The organism is Sodalis endosymbiont of Henestaris halophilus (assembly GCF_900161835.1).
GTDB lineage: Bacteria > Pseudomonadota > Gammaproteobacteria > Enterobacterales > Enterobacteriaceae.
In genome coordinates this window covers 953,209-970,960 of the sequence record NZ_LT897836.1, presented here as the reverse complement: position 1 = coordinate 970,960, position 17,752 = coordinate 953,209, and the positions used below count along the sequence as shown (strand labels likewise).

At 37.6% G+C, this 17,752-nt stretch carries 9 protein-coding genes; 7 read left to right on the top strand and 2 right to left on the bottom strand.

What is annotated here, in order from left to right; all coding sequences use genetic code 11:
* Positions 1-1,224: 1,224 nt before the first annotated feature.
* Positions 1,225-1,833 carry a metal-dependent hydrolase gene (locus tag HBA_RS02020; RefSeq protein ID WP_097032618.1) on the bottom strand — a complete coding sequence of 203 codons (609 nt, stop codon included), beginning with the start codon at positions 1,831-1,833 and terminating at the stop codon, positions 1,225-1,227.
* 1,993 nt (positions 1,834-3,826) lie between these two features.
* Positions 3,827-4,492 (bottom strand): hexitol phosphatase HxpB, encoded by a 666-nt coding sequence (gene hxpB, locus HBA_RS02015; protein ID WP_097032370.1) that lies wholly within the window; start codon positions 4,490-4,492, stop codon positions 3,827-3,829.
* 2,613 nt (positions 4,493-7,105) lie between these two features.
* Here hxpB and thrS point away from each other — a divergent pair.
* From thrS to ihfA, 7 genes are all read left to right on the top strand, one after another.
* Positions 7,106-9,034 (top strand): threonine--tRNA ligase, encoded by a 1,929-nt coding sequence (thrS, locus tag HBA_RS02010; protein ID WP_097032369.1) that lies wholly within the window; start codon positions 7,106-7,108, stop codon positions 9,032-9,034.
* Positions 9,035-9,037: 3 nt separating this feature from the next.
* A complete protein-coding gene (gene infC, locus HBA_RS02005) occupies positions 9,038-9,577 on the top strand; it encodes a translation initiation factor IF-3 (RefSeq protein WP_097032368.1) in 540 nt (179 codons plus the stop codon).
* 80 nt (positions 9,578-9,657) lie between these two features.
* Positions 9,658-9,855, top strand: a complete 198-nt coding sequence (rpmI, locus tag HBA_RS02000) for a 50S ribosomal protein L35 (protein WP_097032367.1) — start codon at positions 9,658-9,660, stop codon at positions 9,853-9,855.
* Between the two features lie 45 nt (positions 9,856-9,900).
* Positions 9,901-10,257 (top strand): 50S ribosomal protein L20, encoded by a 357-nt coding sequence (gene rplT / locus HBA_RS01995; protein ID WP_097032366.1) that lies wholly within the window; start codon positions 9,901-9,903, stop codon positions 10,255-10,257.
* 305 nt (positions 10,258-10,562) lie between these two features.
* Positions 10,563-11,546 carry a phenylalanine--tRNA ligase subunit alpha gene (gene pheS / locus HBA_RS01990; protein WP_097032365.1) on the top strand — a complete coding sequence of 328 codons (984 nt, stop codon included), beginning with the start codon at positions 10,563-10,565 and terminating at the stop codon, positions 11,544-11,546.
* Between the two features lie 15 nt (positions 11,547-11,561).
* On the top strand, positions 11,562-13,952 hold the full coding sequence (gene pheT / locus HBA_RS01985; protein WP_097032364.1) for a phenylalanine--tRNA ligase subunit beta: 2,391 nt from the start codon (positions 11,562-11,564) through the stop codon (positions 13,950-13,952).
* A gap of 4 nt (positions 13,953-13,956) precedes the next feature.
* The gene (gene ihfA / locus HBA_RS01980) at positions 13,957-14,253 is read left to right on the top strand and encodes an integration host factor subunit alpha (protein ID WP_097032363.1); all 297 of its coding nucleotides are present in this window, start codon (positions 13,957-13,959) and stop codon (positions 14,251-14,253) included.
* Positions 14,254-17,752: the final 3,499 nt, after the last annotated feature.

Here is a 17,752-nt window from a genome sequence, read left to right as displayed (position 1 = left end):
AGCGTCTCACGATTATTTACGAAATAACGCTTTGCGTCTTAAACATTTGCATTTGCAGGATATCCCGTAAATACCGCAAAACCTAACACCTGCATTTGACGTTTTTACGCAGGCATTAACGGATAAAACTAATGCTTACAGTTTTATATGTTTAAGGTAGGCGGATTAATAATCCAATGGAGCCGAAATATTCGGCTAAAATACTTCACGCTTTTAAAGCGTTTATAGAGAGTCGCTACTCTACAATACTCCATTTTTATATCATATTTCTGTGCAGAATTTTGCAATCTGATATCTCCATAACACATTATGTAACGCTTTCTGCTGCAGCTAGATACCTTCCCAGAAGCAGCCATGAACAGTCGTCTCACACTAAGGTGTTTGGTTATGAGATTTAGACTTCATAGTCTAAATACAATTAGGATATTGTATGGATACATTGTATAAAAACACCGTTGTGTTGTTATTGACTAGATCGAAGTTGATAATATCATTGTTACATAAAACTTATAGCAAAACTATAAAGATTGCACACCGTATCAACAAAGCCACATTGCATGTTCAATACTTTATGTATGCTTTTATAATTAAAAGGGGGAATCTTTTCAAACATAAGAAAATTTTCTAGCAAAGTGCTACTTTAGATTTCTAATACGCAATTAATTTTGAATACTTAAAAATTTGGCAACCTTAATTGGGGGGTATCAGAGGGCCTGTCTTACAATTTTTGTGGCTTAACGTTACTAATAAGTAACGTTTGGCATTAGTAGTTTTGAAGAACTTAGAGAACTTCAACTAAACTGTATAGTAGCTAATCGGTGTGCAAAATAAAGCTAAACCTGTACCATATCGATTCAGTAATTGGGGCACAAGAAGAAAGACGAAGAAGGATGCCAGACAATACAGTTTTTGGGATGTGTTGAACAGACATTATTGGACATTAGAAGTCCTTGTGTATTTGACATAAATACGTTGTATAATTTAATAAATATAAATGGTTAGGTAATGATCTATTCATAACTTTTAGGATCGACTCAATAAACTACAAAATAGATTTTTTCTTAACGTTGTCATGGCAATAAAATAATTTATTGACAGTGTGTTATGCTATCCTTTATAGGAATATTTTAAATAAAGATAGGTTATTGTAACATAAAGAGTATCACATGAAATAACATGTGTTACGTACTAATTCGTAGTGTAAATGATACGTAGTAATAGGGCTTACCCATTTTGGGGCCGATTATATTCAAATAGATAACAACAGAGACTAACGTACATTCGCTGCAACAGTGCTTGAACATACTCAGTCATCGTCAAATACCGCGCTATCGGCTCGGTTGTCGGATATTGCAAGGCAAAAATAAGTGCTGCAATACATACCAAACGTTCAATTTTATTGTTTTTTGTAAATATTAATATCGGCAAACGAAACCTACAGCGACAAGGCCACAATAGCGGCACGCCAGCTGGCGTTAGCATATCCGCCACGATATGGCTAAAATAGCCAATTATCATGGCATGAAAAGCATCGAAAGGGATTATGCTTTCCGGCGGTTGACAATGATTAAACAAAAGAATGCCAGTAATTATAGCTAACAAACTATGGGTAAAGCCGCGATGACCAAAAATATGGTAAACTAACGCGGATAGCCAGGTCAATTTCTGTCCCAAAATTGATTTTGGATGGTCTATATCCGGTAGTAAGCAGGTAATTAATCCACCTGGAATTATATGCCACCAATCTCCATAGGCCAGGTCAGGCGTTAAAGCCATTTTTTTGGCTAAAATAGTTATACCAAAAGCAAAAATGATATGTCCTTCGGAAGTCATGGGAAAACGCAACATTTTTATCATTATGCAATATAATGCAATCCCTTGCCGCTGAAATGGATTACTTTAAAATTTTCTACCCGTTAACGCGTAATCCCAGTCGCCAATTAAGGGAGCAAGGTGTAACCGTTAGCATAATATGACAACATACGACTTTCTAGATACTATTATCATAGTACAAACAAGTAGACTAATAATCTCCAAAATCAATGAAACTTCGTTCAAGGATTTTCTGGCTTTAGCTTCATTTTACGCAATTGTTAAGCATTTATTAATGAGCTATATAATCTGTCGTATGAAACATTAATGCCTTCTAGAGAGATTTGAGCTACTTTGATGATTTTTCTCAATAAAACAAGCATTCTTGTAGAAAAAAACACTTGAATCACTCATTCTAACCTCAATAAAAAACGTAATATCAATGTCTTAGCATATCATATACGTGACTAACACTCTATAATCGCTACAGATTAGCCGTAATGGAGAAAGGGCCACCATATGCCCATCTTCAAGCATATCGTATGACCTAATTAGTAATTCACCATATTAACGATTTAGATAATATCACTAATTGATAACGACTAATACTTTCCCTACAATGCAAAACTTTTCAAAGTTATCATCTAACCTTATTTAAATCAACAACCGAACCAGCCGTTGATTTAAAGTAGCAGCGTCAGGATCTATAACAAGAACATTAACGATTAGCTGAACTTAAGGATAATACTTATTATCAAAATCTATTTTTGAAGGCTATTGCCCATAATAAGGACAATTTTAATACAGATACCGATATGTATCTATAAACTAAGGGAAGATTATCTCTTATTAATTGCGCACTAGACTAAATAATAAGTTGTTTGTAGCTATATAATCAGGTGAAAGATCACCATCTTATAGCTTATAATAACATAAAACAAATTCTCTATTGCTCATAGTGCGTAGTAAAATACTATGATATTAATTATATTCTGCCAGTTTAATTAAACCATATCGTAATATGGCATGTCAAAAGCGAATTTTATAAATAAAATTAATAATTATGATGTCACCACTGATAGTTTTACCCATGACTTTGCATCGTAGCGTACGCAAAGATAATTTTAGTTAAAATAAATGATATGCTTCAGTAAGCTACTGTGAATAATAAAGTGTTAATTGCTTAGCATTTTTGCTCTTAAAATGAATATTCCGCACACTTAAATCTCAAACATTTCTTCTTTATGTTCTATCCCTAGAGGGTCGTAGACTGTTAATTTTAATAAAGCGTAATCCCCTATATAATCCGGAAATAATAGTTTACCTACTACTTGCCGACGTCATGACCAATACTTAACCGGGGTCCGTAATAAACTAAAATATTGCCAAAATAATGCGATCAATGTAATTATAAAGTCATACTATACTAATGAACGATAATATCTGCTTGATTTTGATAAGTAATACTCACGATGCGCAGATGAAGTTTTAATACCAGCTACATCTTTACCCTGCAACACTCAAGAACTATCAAATAAGATTATTAAAATGTTATTGCTTAAATAATAAAACTTCTTGGGACTTTGGTGTTTAGCAACACAGTTAAACCGAATATTACGTTTTAAAATAATAACTGAATGATAGTTTGCGTGAATTTCACCACAAACACGATGGAGGTACTGCACAAGCATGCAAGTCACAATCAGAACTATGATATGATGAGTAGGTCAAGTTTGTAATAACTATCGACAGCTATAAACTTAAATGTTCGCTGCCAGTAGCGCCTATCACACCATGTAAGAATAGCTACATGTAGTAGCTATTAGTTGCATCAGACGATGATAACGTACTAATTAATACTTTGTAGATCTAAATAAAAGTAGTGAAATTACATTTTCAAATCATCAAATTTTTCGTTGACAGGTCAAACGTATGCCTTAAATTTTTTCTGGTAGTTGATAATGAATTGCTATGTTTAGCCCTAACTGCAACTATTTTGTATGTTATCATAGAATTATAAGATGTGTGTCGCTTCAAGGGCCAGCAACGTTGGTAGCTGCACTTGAGCTAGACACCAGCACGGGTCATCGCGCATACCAGCATCCGGCACAACTATCGAGCGCATGCGAGCCGCCCTGGTAGCAATCATTCCATTAATAGAATCCTCTAAAGCAGAACAACGCATTGGCTTGACGTCCAGGTCATCTGCAGCACGAAGATATACTTCCGGGTGTGGCTTGCTGTAAGTTAATTGTTCCGCCGAAGCAATAACATGGAAATAACGCCGCAGTGAAAACATTTCCAATACTCGCTCCAGTATAAATAACGGCGAGGCCGACGCTAAACCAATTTTTAACCTACACTCCGACGCCAGGATTAGAGCCTGCATCACCCCAGGTAGCAATGGCTTTTTTTGTTCGATTATCTCTAATGCGCGTTCAATAATACGATTGCTTATCTCGAGCCGTGATGGTCCTTGCCAGGGAGATTCCTGATACCAGAGATCTACTACTTCATTTATCCGTAATCCCAGAGTATCTTGGGGTGTGGCAGCTAAAACGTCTATTTTTCCTAATTCAGCAAATACTTCCAGCTTTGCTTGATGCCACAATGGTTCGGAGTCAATAATCAACCCATCCATATCAAAGATAATTGCTTGTTGCTTTAGTAATATTGCCATTAATGAAAGTTTTCCTATAGTTAACTGGTAGTGTACAATGCTAGTGTTAGCAGTTTAAGTAACTGCAGCAGCATAAAACCATTGCAAGAAAAATACAATAAATCAATTAGAAATAGACTTAAGCAAATTAAATTTACGACATTTAATTAAATAGTGCATATGAAATATAATTAAGTCGATCGCTGGGTGCTTGTTAAGTACCTTGCCAATAAGTTATTTTTACGCCCAAAGTTATTGCAACCTTTATTTTAGGATTAAGGCTTATAAAGAAACACAACAGTTGCAATTAAAGCATTAACATGGTGTAAGTGATTTTGCTTATCATGCACTTACATTATGCATTCTAACAATTAATTTTGCATTCTTTTGTTATTATTTGCTACTGCTAAATTTCAGTCGTACCTTTGCCAACCTGAATATATTTTTGAAACGTATATATATTTTGTTTAATAAACGGTCGATGTAAGCGATAGGCGCGTAGATGTATCGTCAGGTAAAGCACAACTCATGAAAGCAAGTATAAAAAATCTAATAGTATTAGCTCTGGTGCGTAGCTATATCGATACTATCTACGATCAACTTAAATAACGTATTATCATTTTCTATAAAACCGCAAAATATAATGTGCATACTGTGCATTCTACAAATAATTATTACTGTTAGATCTTATTTACCTTCAAATTACTGGGGGTATGCTTTAATTGCCGGTGAACAACACCTACAAACTGTAATAGAACACTACAAATATATAATTTCCACTAAATAAAATAGCGTCTTATTTACATGTAATAAAGTTGATAAACTGCTTAGTTTCTCACACACTCTTTCGTTCAGCAGCAATACTATCTTTATAGTAATAATCGTAAATTTACGGTGACATAGCGGTATCGAATGAAGAATCGCCTTGATCGCTGTTAGCAGCATTATCCCGATAAAAATAAACATAGAGTAGGGAAATTAGAGTATGATAATAGTGTAGTAAATTGTTTTATCTGGCCAAGAAGAGCACATTAACCTTAAATTAATCTCTTTTACGTCGCTAGATGCCATTAATAACAGCAGTAGATAAGCTGCTCGATAAATTAAAATACACATGATCAATAACGTATTTAGGTATTACGTGGCATTTAAGCAGAAAAATATTTGTTGATATTTAATTAAAATTAATCTATTTACGCTATTAGCGTAAACCAGTTAAATTTTGCTTAAGGTACCAGAGGGATGGGTAAGCACCACAAATGGCAGGCGCGACAGACAATATAGCAGCAAGCAATTCTGCTTTTGAGTGCTGCAGACAAAGTTAACCAGTTTGCTTTGTCAGCAAACTAGTGACAAATTATGACAGTCACTTTAGATGACACCTATAGTTGTGTCACGATCGCAGAAAAATTCATTTTAAAAGAAAAGCCAGAATTTTGATAAACTTTAGGGACTAATCTAAGCAAGAAGCAATCTAAACATTAATACGCATAAATAATAGATTTATAGCATCCATATAATAGCCACTTCGGTATTTTATACTACAAGCTTTTTACGTTTAACTAGGGTGACATATTGATAATTATCGGAATATATCAGCGCCTTTATTTTATATAGGCGCTAGGCACATTGACATGGAATGTGCGAACTTTATGATATTAAAGATATTCATATAAAATTACTGCCTTAAGGATATACGAGTCTAACTCGTAACACTGTCTTGACAGATATAGCGGGATACAATGTATGTAAGTATTTGTTACAGACGCCACCAAATGAAAGTTGACTCGGTAGTTGTGATAAAATTAATTTGCGCAGGGTTATCATAAGAAAGTAAGACTAGTAACGCGCCAATGTGATAAAACGGCAATAAAGCGCGGTTATGATACATCCAATTTTAGTTAACTAATTGTTCTCACCTATCCTGTTGCTGAAACTGGTTTTAACTAAGCAAAAATAACGCTCATAGAATAACGCTACTAGCGATTAAACCTGAATGGTTTCTTAACACGCAAGGTTGGTGCAAAAACATACGTGCATGCATGTATGCTAGGCTGAGGCGGCCTTGGTGTATTGTAACAGCAAACACGATTATGGTTTTATTTTATTAGGATTTCTATTACTTGCAAAAAGTATACTTTGTCATCGACGTGAAGGACAGAGTTACTGGTTTGTCATGTATTTGTATCCACGGGTATTAGAAGCAAGTTAATAACGCATCTACTTATAAATCTTACGTAGATGAAGATGTTGTTTGCAAGAACGCTACTTCAACATAATTGTAGAATAATCCTTAGCCCTAAACTTACATTCTTACATGCTTAATGTTCAACTCTATATATTCAATAGGTTAGTGACACACTACATTTTGGTTGGCTCTCTTGGCCTATACCGACGATACGAGGGGGTAGGTAAATTACTTAAAACACCATAACACAAAGATGTTGTTTTGCAAGACAAGTGATATTATCCACTAAGTGAATAGCGTATTACCGTATGCTCTATTGAATGGCACGTGCACATGATTGAGTTCCAAATTAGAAATGATTAATGAGATGGTAACGCAACAAGAATGAAAAAACATAAGTTACCCAGCGTATTATTGTAGCCATATTACAAATGTAAGGAAACCGCATGCCCGTTATAACTCTCCCTGATGGCAATCGACGTTATTTTTCACATTCTGTATCATCCCTTGATGTAGCCAGTGATATTAGTCTCGATTTAGCCAAAGCCTGCGTCGCCGGTCGTGTTAACGGAGAATTGGTGGATGCTGTCGATATAATTGAGCACGATGCCCAGCTTGCCATAATTACCGCTAAAGATGAGGTAGGTCTGGAAATAATACGCCACTCATGCGCCCATTTATTGGGACACGCTATAAAACAATTATGGCCAAATACGAAAATGGCAATCGGTCCGGCCATCGATAAAGGCTTTTATTATGATATCGATCTCAATTATGACTTAATGCAAAATGATATCGACTTGCTGGAAAAACGGATGCACGAATTAGCCGAAAAAAACTATGACGTTATCAAGGAAAAAGTCAGCTGGCAGCAGGCCCGAGATACATTTGTCTCGCGAGGCGAAGACTATAAAGTAGCTATATTAGATGAAAATATCAACAGAGATGATCGTCTTGGGCTATATCATCATGAAGAGTATGTGGATATGTGCCGAGGGCCGCACGTTCCTAATATACGTTTTTGCCACCACTTTGCTTTGCAAAAAAAATCTGGGGCTTACTGGCGTGGTGACAGCAAAAATAAAATGCTACAGAGAATTTACGGGACCGCCTGGGGCGATAAAAAACAGCTCCATGCTTATTTACAGCATCTAGAAGAAGCAGAGAGGCGAGATCATCGTAAGATAGGCGAACAACTTGATCTCTATCATATACAGGAAGAAGCGCCTGGTATGGTGTTTTGGCATAACGATGGCTGGACGATTTTCCGCGAGCTAGAAGCTTTCGTACGTATGAAACTTACAGCCTATCAGTATCAAGAAGTAAAAGGGCCGTTCATGATGGACCGCGTGCTGTGGGAAAAGACTGGTCATTGGGGCAATTACGCCGAAAATATGTTCACTACATCGTCAGAAAACCGGGAATATTGCATAAAACCGATGAACTGCCCGGGGCACCTGCAGATTTTTAATCAAGGGATAAAGTCTTACCGAGATCTGCCGCTTCGCATAGCTGAGTTTGGCAGTTGCCACCGCAATGAGCCTTCCGGTGCGCTACACGGCCTAATGCGTGTGCGTAGCTTTACCCAAGATGACGCTCATATTTTCTGTACCGAAGATCAAATACGCGATGAAGTAAACAATTGCATAAAAATGATGTACGATGTATACGCTACATTTGGTTTCGAGAAAATTTTAATTCAATTATCTACCCGGCCGCAAAAACGCAGCGGTAGTGATGATATTTGGGACCGAGCGGAGCAAGATTTAACTGCCGTACTCACGGCAAATGATATTACCTTTGAATACCAACCGGGCGAAGGAGCGTTTTATGGTCCAAAAATTGATTTTACGCTGCTTGATTGTATGGACCGCGCCTGGCAATGTGGTACAGTACAGCTAGATTTTTCGTTGCCTAATAGTTTAAATGCCTCCTATGTTAGTAAAAATAACGAACGGGTGGTACCAGTCATGATTCACCGTGCTATTTTGGGGTCAATAGAACGATTTATTGGCATTTTGACAGAAGAATATGCGGGTTTTTACCCAACTTGGCTAGCGCCGACCCAAGTCATTGTAATGAACATTACGGAGAATCAATCAAAATATGTCGCAAAACTAACGCAAAAACTATTGGAAGCAGATATTCGGGTGAAAGCAGACTTGAGAAATGAAAAATTAGGCTTTAAAATCCGAGAACATACTTTACGACGCGTGCCTTACATGTTTATTTGCGGAGACAAAGAGATGAAAACAGGAAAAGTTGCCGTACGTACACGTCGTGGTAAAAACCTTGGTAACATTGCTGTTAACGAGATTATTGCAAAGCTGCAACACGAAATCCGTAGCCGTAATTTTCATCAACTGGAGGAATAAGGTATTAAAAGCGGAAAACGAGTTCAACCGGTGCGTCCTAATCGTATTAACCTAGAAATCCGCGCCACAGAGGTTCGTCTAGCGAATATTGACGGCGAGCAAATTGGTATTGTTACTCTACATGAAGCGCTTGAAAAAGCTAAAGAAGCTGGCGTTGATTTAGTCGAAATCAGTTCCAATGCCACGCCTCCGGTTTGCCGGGTCATGGATTACGGCAAGTTCCTTTATGAAAAAAGCAAATCTACCAAAGAAAATAAGAAAAAACAAAAAATTATTCAGGTTAAGGAAATTAAATTTCGGCCTGGCACAGATGAAAGTGACTATCAAGTAAAATTGCGCAACCTGGTTCGTTTTCTTAAAAATGGTGATAAAACCAAAATCACACTACGGTTTCGCGGACGTGAAATGGCACACCAGCAAATTGGCATCGAAGTGCTTAACCGCGTGCGCGACGATCTAAGTGAACTCGCAATAGTGGAATCTTTCCCATCTAAAATTGAAGGCCGCCAGATTGTCATGGTGCTTGCCCCAAAAAAACAGTAAAACCTGATAATAAGTAAGGCATAGCAGCGCCTGCGTTTCGCTGATTCATATTATTAACAATGTGGAGTAGAAGTACACTTATGCCAAAACTAAAGACAGTACAAGGGGTTGCAAAGCGCTTTAAGAAAACAGCTTCGGGTGGTTTTAAGCGCAAGCATGCTAACATGCGTCATATTCTGACAAAAAAAACCACTAAACGTAAGCGTCACCTACGCTCTAAGTCCATGGTTTCTAAAGAGGATATGGGTTGGATTGTGCGTTGCCTGCCATACGCATAAGCATCATTATCACTGCTTAGAATAAGACTTTAGGAGAGAGAATATATGGCTCACGTAAAACGTGGTGTGGTAGCACGTGCACGTCACAAAAAAATATTGAAACAAGCAAAAGGTTATTACGGTGCTCGCTCACGAGTTTACCGTGTTGCCTGCCAAGCAATCACCAAAGCAGGTCAGTACGCTTACCGTGACCGTCGTCAGAAAAAGCGTCAGTTTCGTCAACTCTGGATCGTACGTATCAACGCAACAGCCCGTCAGAACGGCATTTCTTACAATAAGTTTATAAATGGCTTAAAAAAATCGTCTATTGAAATTGACCGTAAAATCCTAGCAGATATTGCCGTATTTGATAAAGCGGTTTTTGCCGTCCTGGCTAATACAGCGAAAAGCACACTTGCGTAGGTCAGTTAAACAAAAAAGAAGACGCTTTTTGTACATCTAAATGTACAGATGATTTTAAAATAGATATCAAAAGCTTAACAATGTATTGTTGTAACACATTTTACTATTTTGTTTCTTTTTTATCTTAGCATCTATTTTGTCGGGGTCTTGCGCTTAAGTTAAGAAATAAAATAACGCTAAAGCCTCCCGATATGGAGGTTTTTTATTCATAATTAACGGCGTGTACTAGTGCCTTGTAAGAACCAGGTGTTAACCTGACTCATTAATACGATTAAGCCATATACTATAAAATTAAGAAAAAAGAAATGTCACATCTTGCAGAGTTAATTATTCAGGCCAAAATAGCAATTGCGCAGTGCCAGGACATTCAAGCATTAGAATCGGTTCGGGTTAAATATTTAGGCAAAAAAGGGTATTTTACCAAGCAAATGCTAGCGCTGCGAGATCTAGCGCCGGATGTAAGGCCGGCAAAGGGTGCGGTGATAAACCAGGCTAAGCGAGACTTGCAAAAGTTATTGGCAGAACGGGAAATAAAGTTGAAACGGGCAGATATAGAAACTCGTCTGGCTGAAGAAATGTTAGACGTTTCGCTGCCGGGGCGGCGCATGGGAAACGGCGGACTACATCCAGTATCGCGAACAATCGAGCGCATTGAACATTTTTTTTGTAATATAGGATTTTCGGTGATCACTGGTCCTGAAATCGAAGATGAGTACCATAATTTTGACGCCTTAAACATTCCTGTGCATCATCCAGCGCGAGACGCTCACGATACATTCTGGTTCGACGCTACTCGGCTATTGCGTACCCATACCTCTGGTGTGCAGATACGCGCCATGAAGAAGCAGAGGCCGCCGATCCGTATTCTCTCGACGGGCCGGGTATACCGGCACGATTATGACAAGTTTCATACACCAATGTTTCATCAAATGGAGGGCCTGATTATCGACATTGATATCAATTTTGCTAACCTGAAAAGCACATTGCATGATTTTTTGTGTAATTTCTTTGAAGAAGATCTGCAAGTTCGTTTTCGCCCATCTTATTTTCCGTTTACTGAACCATCCGCAGAAATAGACGTTATGGGAAAAAACGGCCACTGGCTGGAAGTGCTGGGATGCGGCATGGTACATCCAAACGTTTTGCGTAACGGTAAAATTAACCCGGAAATTTATTCAGGCTTTGCCTTTGGCATGGGCATGGAAAGACTAACTATGCAACGCTACGATATCACTGATTTGCGGGCATTTTTTGAAAACGATCTACGTTTTCTTAAACAATTCAAATGAAGACGAGATAAACACATGAAGTTCAGTGAACTTTGGCTACGTGAATGGGTAAATCCGGCTATTGACATCATCGCGTTAGCGGAACAGATGACAATGATAGGGCTAGAAGTGAATCAGATAGAGCCGGTTGCTAGCCAGTTTAACGGCGTGGTAATTGGTCATATAGTAACATGCCAGCCGCATCCTAATGCCGATAAGTTATGGATTACTAAAGTAGACATCGGCGGCAAATACTGGCTGGATATTACCTGCGACGCACCCAACTGTCGCGCAAACATGCGAGTAGCAGTGGCCACAAACCGGGCTCTTCTTTTGGAAGAATTCAAAATCAAGGACGCAAAATTACACGGCAAGTTGTCGGATTGCATGTTGTGCTCCTTTTCAGAATTAGGCATTGCTGGAAACTATGATAATGGTATCATAGAGCTGCCCGACGAGGCGCCTATTGGCCAAGATATTCGCGACTATATGCAGCTTGCCGATAATACTATACATATTAATGTCACACCGAACAGGGCTGATTGCCTTAGTTTGCTGGGTATTGCTCGCGATGTCGCAGTGCGTAACCGTATGCCGCTTGTGCAGCCGCCTATCGAGCCAGTTATGCCTACTATCGGCGATACACTGCCTATTCACGTTGATACGTCCGACGATTGTCCGCAATATTTGGGCCGGGTAGTAAAAAATATCGATATAAGGGCCCTTACTCCTCTATGGATGAAAGAAAAACTACGCCGATGCGGTTTAAATTCTATTAACGCGGTTATAGATATCACTAACTACGTGCTATTGGAACTTGGACAACCAATGCATGCCTTAGATCGCGACCGTATTGAGGGAGGTATTGTGGTGCGTTATGCCGTTCAGGATGAGGAGATCATCTTGCTTAACGGCAACAAAATAATGCTCTCTTCCAATACACTGGTAATGGCTGACTATAGAAAAGTGCTCACGCTGGCAGGAATTATTGGTGGAGTAGCTGCCGATATCAACCATACCACCCGCAACGTGATGCTTGAATGTGCTTTTTTTCAACCGTCAGCCATTATCGGACGAGCCCATTCTTACGGACTGCACACCGATGCTTCTCACCGCTACGAACATGGCGTGGATCCGGCACTGCAACCGATAGCTATGGAGCGAGCCACAGCATTATTAATATCAATCTGCGGCGGCCAGCCTGGGCCAGTTATCAATATAACTTCTGAAGCAAAAATGCCACAGAGGTTTAGTATTCACTTACGTCGAAAAATGTTAGACCGGCTGATTGGCCATATTATTCAAGACGAGGACGTGAGCGACATACTTAGACGACTCAGCTGCAAGGTCAGTAGCACCGAAACAGGCTGGAAAGTTCAGGCGCCAAGCTGGCGTTTCGATATAACTATCGAAGAAGATTTAATTGAAGAAATTGTACGCGTATACGGTTACGACACAATTCCGAATATCCCGGTGCGAACTGAACTAGTGATGACGCATCATCGTGAAGCGACCTTGCCACTGTCCCGCGTAAAAACACTGCTGGTAGATCTTGGTTATCAAGAAGCAATAACTTATAGCTTTGTAAATCCTAAATACCAGGCGCTGCTTCATCCGAAGCAGACGCCGCTGATGCTACCGACTCCGGTTTCCCAGGATATGTCTGCTATGCGTTTGTCAATATGGACTGGCCTTCTTGAAACAGTGGTATATAATCAAAATCGCCAGCAGAAACGGATCCGCCTGTTTGAAAGCGGATTCTGTTTTGTTCCTGATAACTCAGCTGAATTAGGTGTTCGACAGGATCTTATGCTGGCTGCAGTTATTTCAGGGGATCAATTTGATAAGCATTGGGATCTAGAGCGACAATCGGTAGATTTTTACGATATAAAGGGCGATATTGAGGCAATATTTGAGCTTACCGGTAAATTAAAAGATATTGAGTTCAGGGCACAACGTCATCCCGCGCTACATCCGGGGCAAAGCGCCGCAATTTATCTTAAGAATGAAAATGTTGGATTTATTGGCGTTATTCATCCTGATCTTGAAATAAAAATGAATTTAAATGACCGTACATTGGTATTTGAACTTTTGTGGGAAAAACTTGCCGAACGTAAAGTGCCTAAAGCGAATAAGATTTCCCGCTTCCCCGCTAACCGTCGCGACATTAATGTGTTAGTAACTGATGACATTGCTGCAGCAGATATTATCGCAGAATGCAATAAAGTTAGCTTAAATCAGTTAGTTGAAGTAAACTTGTTTGACGTGTACCGAGGCAAGGGCATAGCGGATGGTTTTAAAAGTCTGACTATCAGTCTTGTCTTACAAGACACCTCTCGTACACTAAAAGAAGAGGAGATTGCCGCGACTGTTTCTAGATGTGTGGCAGCATTAAAAAAGCGATTCCAAGCATCCTTGAGGAAATAAATTTATGGCGCTCACTAAAGCTGAAATGTCAGAATACTTGTTTGAAAAACTCGCACTGAGCAAACGGGATGCCAAAGAAATAGTGGAGCTATTTTTTGAAGAAGTGCGCCTAGCGCTAGAAAATGGCGAGCAGGTGAAATTATCAGGCTTCGGTAATTTTGACTTGCGCGACAAAAATCAGCGACCAGGACGTAATCCAAAAACGGGCGAAGGTATCCCCATTACCGCCCGTCGGGTGGTAACCTTTCGCCCAGGACAGAAATTGAAAAGCCGTGTTGAAAACACTAAGCCGAAAGAGTGAAACAAATGTCACTCGGTCTTTATTCGCCCGAATATCCACAACTCTTTGTCTTACAGCCGCTGACAACAGTCCTAGCCTTAGCGGCCCAGGACTGTAATTTTTAAGTGAACTTATAAGTTATAATTGCGAGTTACCCGTTAGGTAATATCATAATTCACTTACTGCGCAAAATAATGATAGCCTCCTGAATTTTTGTTTTCTGATAGCGCTATTCTTTACTAAGAAGTTTTCCAACTCGACTTATAAAGTTCATGTCAAAGTTATCATAAGCGTTCATTAATATATCAATAAATTGTCTTTTCTCATATTTAATCAAATAGCCTACAGTAGAGTGCAGTTTTTGTTTGTTCTACCCGTATTGAGTGACAAAATATCAACTGCAAATTAAAAAATATCTAGCTGATATGAGTTTTCCACCATAGATTAATAAGTACCTATTCAAAGGTAAGCGTTACGGATGCATCGTCATCCTTAGGTGGCACATGCGATATAAGTATGTGAAGATACTAATGCTTATTTGCTAGACTGACCTAATTTCACCAGTGCTAAAACATGCTAAGTAGGACAAATTGCCGTTATGCTAGATAAAAGAATAGCACGAAACATGCTGTTAACTTAAATGCATCATAGTACTCTTGCCTGATTTTAAATCAGGCGAGTATATTAATCTGGTAAGATTGTGAAGTCTATAAATAGCGATGATGAGAACGCAATGCTAAAAGCCATAGTTTAAACTCTATTTTTTCCAAAACTTCTACTTCTGTGGGTGCAATGTAGTACGGAGACAGTCAAGAAAGTACACCACCATAAGATGGGTGGTGACTAATATTAAGAATGTAATCCCATTCATCTGCAATTAATATGCAGGATCTCAAATCCTGGTCAAAAAAAACTAAAAAACAAGGCTTGCAGCTACGGGATCTAAAAGTAACCATGATTTACTGGCTTATATCCAACATGCTATGTTTACCTACCAATTTCTTATCTCCACTACTATGACATCCCCTCACGGTATCTGACTATAATTACACAGCTGATATTAACAGGAAGAGTTTAAGTTAACTAATTGATTGGTATCAATACTTATTTAATGCGTTAGGATACATCGTGCTTGATACTGCATTTTTTGCCATCCTTTTCTGCCCACAATAGGCAGTATATTGATTTCTACTGACAGAGATAGCCTCATTCAGAAATATTCTTTGCCTACTTAACTGAAAAACAGTAATAGACTTTCTATAGCTCATATCGGAACAGTTATCAACATCTGGCTGATCCTTAAAAATTAGTAGGTACATAGAAAAGTAATTATCTCGTACTTATAGATAAATTGAAATAAATAATCAGTATTGATACAGTACTACTATTATTTTATATAATATGATTTTTATATATACAGTGATATTTTCATGTCAGGAGCATTTAAATCATCTCTAAATTTAAAATTCAAGAATAATGCTATTCATAACACATATGTAGCTTATTACTAAATTCATCCTACATAAGCTTCACTTAGCGACCCATGTTCGACATAGGGAAATAACGATAGAAAATAATTATCAACATAATTAGAGTCTTACTATTCCAGTAAACACTAAGTCAAGTAAAATTAATTTAATTTTTAAGCTATTGCTAGCTTATTAAATTCTGAGGGGCAGTGTTTCCTGCATTTAGATAAAAATCTAATGCTAGAATACCGATAGTACTATATATAATAAATAGGTAAATAAAATATTAAAAGGCTAATAAACCAAATACCACACGCGGTACAGTACCAGCAGATATCAATAAATATCTTTCATCCGTAATAAATAAAACTACCTAATATTATCCATGGTTGTTAAGACTCTTCTCCATAACCAGAAAGTATGGTTTATAAGCCAGATAGCATGTCTGGGATGAGCAATTTCAAAGAACTAATTAAGCGGTTCATGACATGAATATCGTCATGATTAGATCAAGCTTGACAAAGAAATGCCGGTAATAGCCATAGCATTATACCCGTTACATAATCTGAAAGGCGGCGTCCTATAAACAAATAAATTTTATTATTTCAAATGACCGTCTAGGTCAGCAAAACTGAGTTATTACCGCATATTCTTTCTAAACATATACAAAATACTGAACTGATATTCATGAAATATTCTCCGTATAAATACAACAACATAACAAGCAAATTATTTTAAACAAAACTATCAAGACAAAATACAACAAACACCTGTAAAAGTTAACTACCTAGCCCAGCATTTAATTTAGCCACGCCATTATCGATATATAATAGCGAGTATTGGTAAAATCCACCTACTAAAGACAATTACATGAAAAATCAGCGATTTCAGTTACTATAGGATTTGAGTTCCACCATTAAAAGATCCTTAAATCAAAAGAAAATAAATAAGATCAATGGGTTGCATATTGTTGCTCAAGCTACTAAAAGTACATTGTTACTGACTATTTTTATTACAAAAATCAAGTGGTTTAAAGTAAACACAACAGCAAAGAGGAATGATAAGTAGTAAAATAATACGCCGCACCCAGCAAGCCAATAATCTATTTTGTACGTTCATGATGTGCATTTTGCATCTTTTTTTTGATAAGCGATGGGCAGAACATCTTCGACCATTAACCGATATCCATCGCGCGCAAAAGAATAAAGAACTTCACCATCTTACATCAACTGATAGCCATCAAAACTATAAATAATGATAAATTATATTCATGGGAAATAACATACAAGGTGCGATAAATTCATGAAGCATTTTCTCAACTGATAAACAGATTGCCTGCCGTCTTAATAGGGCAGGATACTAGTATAAAAGAATACTAATAATATATATTACTCGTTTTTTTTTGGTAATAGCAAAAAAATTAATCTGTGACTTCACTGAATAATAAATGAGCACGCAATCTTATGCTAAAAAGCATAAATAAAAGATAAAATCTTTGTATAGTCTATAATTTAAGTCAATAGCTACATCATCATACTTGTGCAGTTATAAGTACAATAGTTTATCGTTTACTGCCAAAGTTTTTTTCAAGCCTGAGATATTTATACAATAGTAAGGACATTCATCAATTAATTGACTTGGTAGGCATTTACTGGCGATAGCGCTTATGTATGCCGAACTCCGGTATGGCTATTAATAAAAACCGTTTATTATCTGTTATCTGATGAGGTGATATTTTACTTCTTAACATCATTATGTGGAGCTGATAAGTTGATTGGTAATCTATTATTTCTGCGGAGCAGTTATATAGTGCAATACTATACGAGACTAATAAGTCAATCTCTGAATAAAGAAATAATTAATCTAGCCATATAAATCTACAACGCATATTAATTATTAATTTTAGGTAAATGGTGCAATCAAATCAGAACTAAGTGCAATAATAATATAAGTAACGAGGAATTAAAGATCAGTTAAATAATTATTCCAAGCCGTGTAAATATTTTTCTCCCTCTGACTACCCACCAGTAATTGAGTTATACGCAGGGAAA

Bases quoted from the DNA above. Each gene is read 5' to 3' on its own strand.
- HBA_RS02020 (WP_097032618.1), bottom strand. From the start codon at position 1,833: ATGACTTCCGAAGGACATATCATTTTTGCTTTTGGTATAACTATTTTA.
- hxpB (WP_097032370.1), bottom strand. From the start codon at position 4,492: ATGGCAATATTACTAAAGCAACAAGCAATTATCTTTGATATGGATGGG.
- thrS (WP_097032369.1), top strand. From the start codon at position 7,106: ATGCCCGTTATAACTCTCCCTGATGGCAATCGACGTTATTTTTCACAT.
- rpmI (WP_097032367.1), top strand. From the start codon at position 9,658: ATGCCAAAACTAAAGACAGTACAAGGGGTTGCAAAGCGCTTTAAGAAA.
- rplT (WP_097032366.1), top strand. From the start codon at position 9,901: ATGGCTCACGTAAAACGTGGTGTGGTAGCACGTGCACGTCACAAAAAA.
- pheS (WP_097032365.1), top strand. From the start codon at position 10,563: ATGTCACATCTTGCAGAGTTAATTATTCAGGCCAAAATAGCAATTGCG.
- pheT (WP_097032364.1), top strand. From the start codon at position 11,562: ATGAAGTTCAGTGAACTTTGGCTACGTGAATGGGTAAATCCGGCTATT.
- ihfA (WP_097032363.1), top strand. From the start codon at position 13,957: ATGGCGCTCACTAAAGCTGAAATGTCAGAATACTTGTTTGAAAAACTC.